Origin of the sequence: Flavihumibacter sp. CACIAM 22H1 (assembly GCF_001601815.1) — a bacterium.
Taxonomy (GTDB): domain Bacteria; phylum Bacteroidota; class Bacteroidia; order Chitinophagales; family Chitinophagaceae; genus Flavihumibacter.
The window spans coordinates 9,482-17,962 of record NZ_LUKG01000023.1; the positions used below are offsets into that span (position 1 = coordinate 9,482).

General features: G+C 39.6%; 9 protein-coding genes. All 9 read right to left on the minus strand.

The genetic code is table 11. From position 1 onward, the window contains the following. A partial coding sequence (locus A1D16_RS08455) for an FkbM family methyltransferase (RefSeq protein WP_290708924.1) occupies window positions 1-627 on the minus strand: 627 nt, incomplete at its 3' end. A gap of 68 nt (window positions 628-695) precedes the next feature. After that, window positions 696-1,823: an aminotransferase class I/II-fold pyridoxal phosphate-dependent enzyme gene (locus A1D16_RS08460; protein ID WP_290708925.1), complete on the minus strand. Its 1,128-nt coding sequence runs from the start codon at window positions 1,821-1,823 to the stop codon at window positions 696-698. A 29-nt stretch (window positions 1,824-1,852) separates the two neighbouring features. Continuing rightward, window positions 1,853-2,485, minus strand: a complete 633-nt coding sequence (locus A1D16_RS08465) for an acetyltransferase (RefSeq protein WP_290708926.1) — start codon at window positions 2,483-2,485, stop codon at window positions 1,853-1,855. A 1-nt stretch (window position 2,486) separates the two neighbouring features. After that, window positions 2,487-3,479, minus strand: a complete 993-nt coding sequence (locus A1D16_RS08470) for a sugar-transfer associated ATP-grasp domain-containing protein (protein WP_290708927.1) — start codon at window positions 3,477-3,479, stop codon at window positions 2,487-2,489. Between the two features lie 7 nt (window positions 3,480-3,486). Beyond that, window positions 3,487-4,092, minus strand: coding sequence for a sugar transferase (locus tag A1D16_RS08475; protein ID WP_290708928.1), 606 nt, complete (start codon window positions 4,090-4,092; stop codon window positions 3,487-3,489). Window position 4,093: 1 nt separating this feature from the next. Beyond that, window positions 4,094-5,233: a glycosyltransferase family 4 protein gene (locus A1D16_RS08480; protein WP_290708929.1), complete on the minus strand. Its 1,140-nt coding sequence runs from the start codon at window positions 5,231-5,233 to the stop codon at window positions 4,094-4,096. Continuing rightward, complete coding sequence (gene asnB, locus A1D16_RS08485) at window positions 5,233-7,119, minus strand: asparagine synthase (glutamine-hydrolyzing) (RefSeq protein ID WP_290708930.1); 1,887 nt, start codon at window positions 7,117-7,119, stop codon at window positions 5,233-5,235. Before asnB ends, A1D16_RS08480 begins: the two co-directional genes overlap by 1 nt. Beyond that, window positions 7,119-8,159, minus strand: a complete 1,041-nt coding sequence (locus A1D16_RS08490; RefSeq protein WP_290708931.1) for a glycosyltransferase family 2 protein — start codon at window positions 8,157-8,159, stop codon at window positions 7,119-7,121. Before A1D16_RS08490 ends, asnB begins: the two co-directional genes overlap by 1 nt. Beyond that, a partial coding sequence (locus A1D16_RS08495) for a glycosyltransferase (protein ID WP_290708932.1) occupies window positions 8,156-8,481 on the minus strand: 326 nt, incomplete at its 5' end. The genes A1D16_RS08490 and A1D16_RS08495, both read right to left, overlap by 4 nt.

The following is an 8,481-nucleotide window of genomic DNA, read 5'->3' on the forward strand; positions in this document are numbered from 1 at the left end:
CATCTTCGAATACAATTCTAAAATGTCCTGTTCAGACAACCACGGACTTTTAATATCCTTTCCAAAAGGTCCGGCGGTTTTGTTGGTGGTTTTTACGTAATAATCTTCGTAATTATAAAAAGAAACGATATTGTAACAATTATATCTGCCACTAGCAATTAGCTTATTTAAAATAGGAAGTCCACAATTCTCCGTAGAAAGATACGCTGGTAATAAATCATTTTCGATCAGATTGTTTAAAAGTATTTTATCGTATCCTTCCAAATCAATCTTGACAAATTCTGGTTGCCCGTAATCCCTTAGCAGCTGGCTATAGGATACAGACTCAATCTGAATAACGGTAAAATCTTCCGGGTGATATTTAGGGGGCGTAAAACGGCTTAAGCCAGAATCAAATTTATTGACATAAAAATCAACAATGCTATTCGGAGCATTTTCTTCAGAAATACATTTATTAATTACAATTAACCGACCATTTGAAATTTCATGGGCAAACTGTAAATTGATATCTTTTACCAGGTCTGGATTTGCCTCAACAGCTACTACTTTATCAGCGTTGGACAAATAGTATTTTAAATTTTGGCCTCGATTAGCACCAAGATCAAAGATCAACTTATACATGCTCATATATACAGATTTAAAAAATATAATCCTACCGAGGTGCGTTGGAAACAAAAGCTATTCAATCTACAATTTTATTGCCAAAATGACCGAACCAATGAAACCACCCTTTCCAGATCATTTTTGGCAAGATTGCTTCCGCTGGGCAGGCATAAACCTGTTTTAAATAGTTCTTCTGCAACACTTCCACCAAAATAAGGGTATGCCTGAAAAACGGGCTGCATATGCATGGGTTTCCATAGTGGACGCGATTCAATATTTTCCTGTTCCAGTCGGATGCGAATCAGCTCATTAGTAACCTTATCTGAAATATCCGGGCTAATAGTAATTGTAGTAAGCCATCGATTACTGAAAGAATCTTGTAGTTCCGGCTGAAAATCCAAACCGGTCAGTTCACCAAATGCCTGAGAGTACGTATCAAAATTTGCACGCCGTTGTTCAACTCTTTCCTTTAATACATCCATCTGTCCCCTCCCAATGGCAGCACATACATTACTCATTCTATAATTGTATCCGATCTCAGAGTGTTGATAATGGGGTGCCGGGTCACGAGCCTGGGTTGCCAGAAACCTGGCTTTGTTAATCCGGGCTTTATCATTTCCAAGCAAAGCGCCTCCCCCACTTGTTGTAATAATTTTATTACCATTAAAGCTAAGAATACTTAAATCGCCAAAACTACCGCAGGATTGATTCTTCAGCGTAGAACCCAGCGCCTCGGCGGCGTCCTCAACAATGGGAATCGAAAAACGATCAGCTATGCTCCTAATTTCCGCCATCTTTGCCGGCATTCCATAAAGATGAACAGGCAATATAGCTTTAGGTTTTTTTCCCTGTTTATTACAAAAATTTATCGCATCAAGCAACGCATTGGGATCCATATTCCAGGTTTCCCGTTCACTATCAACGAAAACAGGAATAGCTCCCTGGTATCTTATCGGGTTAGCGGTAGCTGAAAAGGTCATGCTTTGGCATATTACATAATCCCCGGCTTGTACGTCTAATAAGATCAATGCCAAATGAATAGCAGATGTACCCGATGATAAGGCTGCTGCATATTTTACGCCTGTGTAAGCAGCTAATTCATTTTCAAATTGATCAACATGAGGCCCTAGCGGTGCAATCCAATTTGTTTCGAACGCTTCTTTCACATATTCAAGTTCCTTGGATCCGATATGTGGTGATGATAACCAAATTTTATTCATACTGCATTAAATACTGGTAGTTTCAATAATTATTTCTTACTAATACGAGCAGGTACTCCTACCGCCTTCGAATTATCTGGAACATTTTTAACAACCATTGCATTTCCCCCGATTATACAGGACGAACCAATGGATATGCCTTGTTTTGTGGCAGACGCTATACCCATTTCAGTGAGCGCACCAATTTGTGTGCCGCCCCCTAAAGCTACCCCGGGTGCCAGGCTAGAAAACCTGCCTATCGTACAATCATGTCCGATAGCACAGTTCATATTCATAACGACAAAATCTTCAATTGTAACCTGGTAGTTAACAGAACAACCAGGATAAATAATTGCTCCCATTCCAATGTGGGAATTAGAGGAGATCCAACTAGCTGCTGAAATAAGGGATGGATATATTAGAGTAGAATTCTGCCCCAGCTTATCAATAAGCTGCGCTTTTATTTTCGGAAACGCAATTCCGATAACAACAGAAGCATTATTATACTCAAGCAAGTCATCTGTAGTGCCTAAAACTGGAACGCCAAAAATCATAGTATTCTTTTTCGCCGGATCATCATCAAAAAAGCCACCAATCCGGTATTCATTTGTCATGTGGCCTAAATTATAGGCAATATACCCGCCCACACTTCCGGCCCCCACCACGTACAGAACTTTGCTCATACTATTGAGTTAATATGCTTTTTAATCCAGACTTTACCGGCAATTGCCATAAAAGCTTACACCAATTATGATTGCCTTCTATCAGTTCAGGCCCTGCAGCAGAAACGGCAACGTCCCAACCAATCGACTTATTTCCACCGGCATCCAATGTGGCATCCGTAACCATTTCTATAACCCTCTCCCAGAAAGGTACCTGGAAACCCACAATAGAAATCTTAGTCACGGGATGAACGGAAATATCCTGCTTACTGATGTCGCTGAATACAGCGGGGCCGATCACTTTTCCAGATTTAATGTCAACCGGCGCGGCCGGATTTCCCGCCGCCATATTGTCAACCGGTGAGTTAATGGTTATACGTAACCTTGCCCCCAGAAAAATTACCTGCCCTTCTTTCAATTCAGTAAACACACGAATTGTGTTAAGACCACTGGGCGACAAATTCATTAAATCAGGATGTTGTATTACATACTCCTCTAAAAGATCGTAGCCGTTTTGTTTCATAAATGAGGGCAGCGTCAATGGATCAAACTGATCTGTATCAATTACATTTACCTCTGCACCTACCTGGCCTCTTGACCCCTTCAGAACAGCCTTCCCGGAGCCATGGGTAAAAAAAAACTGCAAATCAGCTCCGCCGTCCAACACTTCATTAAGCGTGTAAAATCTTCTGGCATTCAGCCGACTAAAGTGTTTTAAAAAAAGAATTTTGTCTTCCAACAAGTTGCGGGATGATTTTGGATTTGCACGTAGTTGGTATTCATACATAAAACCAGTACCAGCCCATTTCATACGATCAGTATCGGTTTGCTCAAAAAATCTAAAATGGTAATAGTCAAGCAGTGCAGTATTGAATTTAAATACAGAAATAATGCTATCCAGATGCAAGTTGAGAGATGATTTCCCAGAAACCCCAACTGCAAACTGATTGAATTTTTTCAATTTTTGGAAATCAGTAGTCTTTAAATAATAAAACAGGTAGATAAGTCTTTTCATTTTCGCCTTAATTTTCACCGGTAAAGGGCTGCATTGGCCGATCTGCCGATTGATTTACACCGTCTCGTTTTAGCACTTTTAAAACTGTTAGAGCCGCAATCCTTACATCAAGCAAGAAAGAAAGATTTGCTACATAAAAACAATCATACTCAAATTTTTCTTTCCAGCTAATCGCATTCCTTCCTTTCACCTGCGCCAGACCGGTTATACCTGGTCTTACCAAATGTCGTTTCCTTTGTTGTTCATCATACAAAGGCAAATAACGCACCAATAAAGGGCGCGGCCCTATTAAACTCATGTCACCGATCAACACATTAATAAGTTGTGGTAATTCATCAACAGACAATTTCCGAATAACTCTGCCCAATTTGGTTATTCGTTGATTATCCGGAAGTAATTGACCATCCAACCCCCGCTGATCAGTCATTGTCTTGAACTTAATTATACTGAATATGCGTTCATTTTTACCGGGTCGTTTCTGAATAAAAAAAACAGCACCTTTATTCTGGATATATAAAATAATTGCTGTTGCTATAAATACTGGCGAAAGCAGGATAATCAAAATCAGACTTACCAAAAAATCCAAAATCCTCTTACATACAAACCTATACATACTAATTTACAAGCGTTTTATTTTCATAAACCTTTTCAATTCCATCCCAAATCACTTGCTGCTTAAACTCGGCTGCCCAGGTTCTGCTATTCTTTGCATGCAATTTTCTACGTTCATTGTTTTCCAGGTAGCCGAGCAGTAGCTTTTGCAAAGCCGCTGAATTGCCAAAAGGATACAACATGCCATTAAAACCATCCTTAATAGCATCTCTGCACCCGGTGGCCGTTGTTGTTATGACAGGAAGTCCCATAGAAGCAGCCTGAATACACACATTAGAAAATCCTTCTTGCCAGGAGGGCAGAACAAATACATCCATAATTGACATCAGGGCAGGGATTTCATCACTCCAACCCAAATAGATGATCGCAGGGTGTGTTCTAAACTTTTCTTCCAGTTCCTTAGAACAATCCATGTGGCCAACCACCAGTAATCTGCATTCCGGGAAAGTATTCTGCACACTTGTGAAAGCATCGTATAACTCTTCACTGCCTTTCCGGCGAGAAACCCGCCCAACATATCCTATAATAAACTGGTTATTGGTAAGTGCAAGTCTATTGCGAATTGCTAATTTCTGATCTGCATAAAATAAATCCGGATTAAATTCATCACTATTTACGCCATTACTACTGCCTTTGCCAATAACAACTGACTTATTTGAATAGAGGGTGCCGCCCATTTCTGCGGCCTCTCTCAAACTAAACCCTACAAAAATCACTTTTTTGGCCAGCCTATTGGTGATTTTTTCCATCATTCGTATTAACCGGCCAGACAATCCAGCCGTATTTTCGTACCGTAATCCACGACAGGTGTAAACCCTGTTTTGGATGCCCAAAAAATAAGCCGCCAATATCCCAAGCAATCCCATTTTCGGCGTACCAACATTTACGATATCGGGTTTTATTTTTTTAAAATGACGAATGATCTGGAACAAACTCGCCAGGTCCTTGATGGGATTTATGCGCTTTGTAATTTTAACCGGCAGGTGTATACACCCTTCCCGTTCGCAAAACAATCGTTCCTTAAAATGATCTTCCGAAATCAAATATACCTCATACCCCTTCTCAATGAAATATTTTGCCTGACCTGCCAATAATTTCGAACTTCCTCCAGCTGTAACGCCCAGTACTAGTTTTTTCTTCATTAATTAGTTAAAATATTTCTGGTATACCACTTTTGAAAAATAAAGAGATTCCAAAGCTTAGCGGTATGATTCTGTAGTCCATTCATGTGCTCCGTAACAACCCTGTTAACAAAATCAACATCAAATATGGATTGCTTTTCAATAAAGGAAGGACTTGTATACTTTTTTAATTCACTTTTCAACTCGTTTCGCATCCATAAATTTACTGGAACACCAAAGCCCTTTTTAGAAAATTTCAACGTTTCAGGCGGCAACAAATACTTAAATGTGTCCTTTAAGATACGCTTCTTATCTGTTCCCTGAATCTTAAAATCAACGGGTAGTTGAAAGGCAAATTCAACAATGGATGAATCTAAAAAAGGAACACGCGCTTCCAGCGAATTAATCATGCACATACGGTCTACTTTTGTAAGCATATCACCCTCCAGCACAAACTTCAAATCGGTGTAAAACCCTTTGTCCATAGTATTGGCCGAATGGGAATACCCATCATAAACAGCTTGAACAATTTCTTTAGCATTGAACAAATAACCTTGTTTTAATAGCTTTCTGCGCTCCGTGTCAGAAAAACCAAGCGACATTAGTGAGTAATGGAGATTAAACGCATCCAGTTCAGAATTTGAAATAACCTTTTTCACCTTGCGTAAGGTGGCATTTGTAAACCTGGTGTGCGGAATCATTTTTACTAATCCCTCAAAACCGGCTTTCAGTGGTCGGGGAATTTTCTGATAGCGCTGGGAATAATGGGGAGCCAGATATTTCTCATAACCTCCGAACAATTCATCAGCAGCATCACCCGTCAGAACAACTTTAACATGTTCGGCAGCCATCCTGGAAACGAAATAGCTGGGTAATGCACTTGAATCGCCAAAAGGCTCGTCAAAGTATTCTGTTATTTCATCCAGCATTTGAAATGCATCTTTAAAATCCAGAAAAAAGACCTCGTGGTTGCTTTTTATATGGCGTGAAATAAGCTGCGCTCTTTTGCTTTCGTCATAAGATGGTTCGTTAAAACCAATGGAAAAGGTATTAATAGGTTGAGAATGAATTTCGGCCATCACTGAACTTATTATACTAGAGTCAATACCCCCGCTCAGAAATGCCCCTATCGGCACATCAGCTATCATTCTTGCCTCAACCGATTTATAAACCAGCTCTTTCAATTGAGACTTAGCATCGGAATAATCCTTTATTCCAGCACCATTTCCAAGACTATTCTGAAGATCAAAATAGGTCTTTAGCTCTACTCTTCCATCAGCATGCAACTCAAGATAATTTGCTGCAGGAAGTTTGAAAACATTAGCATAAATTGAATAAGGTGCCGGTATATAACTAAGCGTTAGAAATAAATTAATGGCCTCGATACTCAGCGCTTTCGATTTTATCGATTCCACCAGCGCTTTTAATTCACTCGAAAAATAAAGAACAGCTCCATTATTCCCATAATACAATGGCTTTTCTCCAAATTTATCTCTTGCTATATAACACTTATTTTGCTTTTTATCATATAAAGCAAAAGCGAACATACCTTCCAGTTTATTTAGCAAATCCTGGATTCCATATTGCTGGTATCCATGGATAATAACCTCCGTATCACTGGAGGTTGAAAAATGATGTCCGGATGCTATCAGGGCTTTTCTTAGCTCTTTAAAATTATAGATTTCACCATTAAATACAATAACCACCGATCCGTCCTGGCTTAACATTGGCTGATGTCCGGTGTTCAGATCAATTATTGAAAGCCTCCGATGCCCAAGTAATACATGTTCATTTTTATAAATACCTCTATCATCAGGCCCCCTTTTGTTCAAAGCATCAATATTAATCTTTTCAGGCGCTTCTGATAACGGATGATTTAAACAAATTGCTCCGGCAATACCACACATTAATTTGCTATTTTTAATTTTCGTCTAGAAATCTGCATAAGTGTTGCACAGCAATAAAGCCAGAAGGGATTACCCCGGTTAAGCAGTGCATTTAAGAAGCTGAATTTTCCTTGAACCAGCCCATTTTTCAGAATAGCAGCATCCTTACATTCCTTTAAACTAGTAAGCATCTCCCGAATGCGGGCTCGCTTCTGGAAGCTGCCATATTCGTTGACTGCAACGATATTAATTGGAACAACAATACCAAACCACAAGGTTCTAAGCTTTAACAAATAGGAAGCTACCGTTTTATTGGTCAAATCATCCCGGAAAAAATCTACTATCCTTTTATAATTCTCAATATGATTGGCAACAATCTTATCATCAAATTTTCGATTAATATTAAAGACGATTCGATAATTATACAACCATTGGCTACATGTTTGTACCTGTTTCACTTGGGGCAGCAAATCCATCATAAAGCCAAAATCCTGTGTCCTCTTTTTTTCGCCAAATATTACATTATTGCTTTTAATACAGGCTGCGCTAAAAACCTTATCCCAAACAGCCAGACCAACACCACACATGAAAAGGGAAGCTAGTTTCTCGTGTTCAGCGGGCAGATTTTCAATCTGAATATCAGGTGGCTGAACGGATGCAATCAATGAGCCATCAGCGGCCACTTTAGTGTACCCGAAAACCAACAGATCGTATGGCTTTGCAATAAATTTTTGTACCGCTATTCCGATAAGACCCGGTTCTATCCAATCATCACTATCCATAAAGTAAAGCAGCTCGCCAGATGAAGCCTGTATACCTCTATTTCTTGCCGCCCCTGAACCAGCATTGATCTGACTAATAACTTTAAAACGGCTATCTGCAGCTGCTGCATACCGACAGATATCCAGCGAACCATCTGTTGATCCATCATCCACCAGAAAAACTTCAAAATTCTTATAGTGTTGTGATATGATACTATCCAACGCCTGTTGCAGGTATTTTCCAGTATTATAGACGGGCATTATGATAGACACCAAAATTGGCTCCTTCTCATTTCTCATACTCCTAAAAATTGAGCTATTCGTTTCGTTATCCGTTCATTTGAATAAACAAATCGGGCTTGCTTGGCAGCGTTTCCGATCGAAATACGCAGTTCTTTATCGGATGCCAGCTTATTAATGGCATGAGCAAGCCCTTTGATATCGCCCTCCTCTACTAAAAAGCCATTTTTTCCCGGTTCAATAATCTCTTCCGGGCCTCCAATAAAATTATAGGATACTGGTGGCAGCCCGGCTGCCATTGCTTCAATTAAAGCATTAGGAAACCCTTCGCTCCTGGAAGGAATCACAAAAATTGAACTATCAGAATAATATGCCGATAGAT

What these genes read in the sequence shown, in the direction of transcription:
- A1D16_RS08460 (WP_290708925.1), bottom strand. Translation starts at nt 1,823, where the DNA reads ATGAATAAAATTTGGTTATCATCACCACATATCGGATCCAAGGAACTT.
- A1D16_RS08465 (WP_290708926.1), bottom strand. Translation starts at nt 2,485, where the DNA reads ATGAGCAAAGTTCTGTACGTGGTGGGGGCCGGAAGTGTGGGCGGGTAT.
- A1D16_RS08470 (WP_290708927.1), bottom strand. Translation starts at nt 3,479, where the DNA reads ATGAAAAGACTTATCTACCTGTTTTATTATTTAAAGACTACTGATTTC.
- A1D16_RS08475 (WP_290708928.1), bottom strand. Translation starts at nt 4,092, where the DNA reads ATGTATAGGTTTGTATGTAAGAGGATTTTGGATTTTTTGGTAAGTCTG.
- A1D16_RS08480 (WP_290708929.1), bottom strand. Translation starts at nt 5,233, where the DNA reads ATGAAGAAAAAACTAGTACTGGGCGTTACAGCTGGAGGAAGTTCGAAA.
- asnB (WP_290708930.1), bottom strand. Translation starts at nt 7,119, where the DNA reads ATGTGTGGTATTGCCGGAGCAATTTGTTTAAATCATCCGTTATCAGAA.
- A1D16_RS08490 (WP_290708931.1), bottom strand. Translation starts at nt 8,159, where the DNA reads ATGAGAAATGAGAAGGAGCCAATTTTGGTGTCTATCATAATGCCCGTC.